This is a genomic window from Mesorhizobium sp. ZC-5 (assembly GCF_025753855.1).
In the GTDB taxonomy this organism is placed as follows: domain Bacteria; phylum Pseudomonadota; class Alphaproteobacteria; order Rhizobiales; family Rhizobiaceae; genus Neomesorhizobium.
Genome location: NZ_JAOWPT010000062.1, coordinates 1 through 970, shown reverse-complemented (window position 1 = coordinate 970; position 970 = coordinate 1). Strand labels below are relative to the sequence as shown.

At 63.6% G+C, this 970-nt stretch carries 1 pseudogene; it reads left to right on the top strand.

The features are described from left to right. Positions 1 to 970 (top strand): annotated as a pseudogene (locus OHD58_RS30505) (hypothetical protein); the annotation flags it as partial.

Below are 970 nucleotides of genomic sequence, written 5' to 3'. Positions count from 1 at the left end.
CGCACACTCCTGCCATCGACGGCGAGCGTTACCAGTTCAGCCGCGCCAGCCAGATCCTCGCCGCCACGCAGAACGTCCTGGAAACCTATACCAGCCTGCAGCGAAACTTTCTGGCTCAGTCCCATGAGGCACGACAATGGTTTGCCGAGCGGGCCATCTTTGGCATCTACGAGGGCGTTCACCACGAGCTCAGGCGAGACATCGGTAACCTGTTGAACCAGGACCAGGTGCGTGGCCAGGACATCCAGGACACGCTCGCCAGGGCGAGACATGAGATCGAGGTCGCCAGACATCCGGTCGCCCGCGAAATGGCCGCGTTGCTCGCCGCCGACCTCGAGGCCTGGGCCGCGAGCACGCATGAGCAAGTCCCGCCCGAGACGGTCGAAAGCGTGAACGACGCAAACGACGCAAACCCTGAGCTCAGTGCCGCGCTGTGCGCGCTGTTCGCGGAACTGGCTGAGACCTATGCGGCAACTCCCCAGCCACGAGAGCGCGTCCAGCTTTTGCTCGATCACTATCGTGCGCGCATCGATCCGCGCCCGGATGGCTACAATCCCGACGACCTCGTCGAAAGCGCAAACAATCTCCTGAGCCTCGGCATCAAGGTCGGCACCGACGCCTACAAATCCGACACTGGCGCCCGCCTGTTCATGAAGAAGAGCGAGGAGCTGCAGCGGCTGCTGCATCAGACGCCGGGCTTGAAGTCGGTGCCCTACGTCAAGGGTCTGGCGGCGACCCTCAACCAGGGCAGGCTCGATGTCGATGCGACCCTGGAGGACCTGAAGGACAATCCCACGCTGACGGCTTCAATCATGGAGACCTCGATCAAGCTGGCAACGGAGCAGGGCATTTTGCGCAACCTCTCTGCCCGGCAGCCTGCGGCCGAGGATTGCGCCATGACGATCACGCTGACCCGCGAGGAGGCCTCGGAGCGCGCCAGGATGGAAGCGTCCCGCGCCAAAGAGGCAGA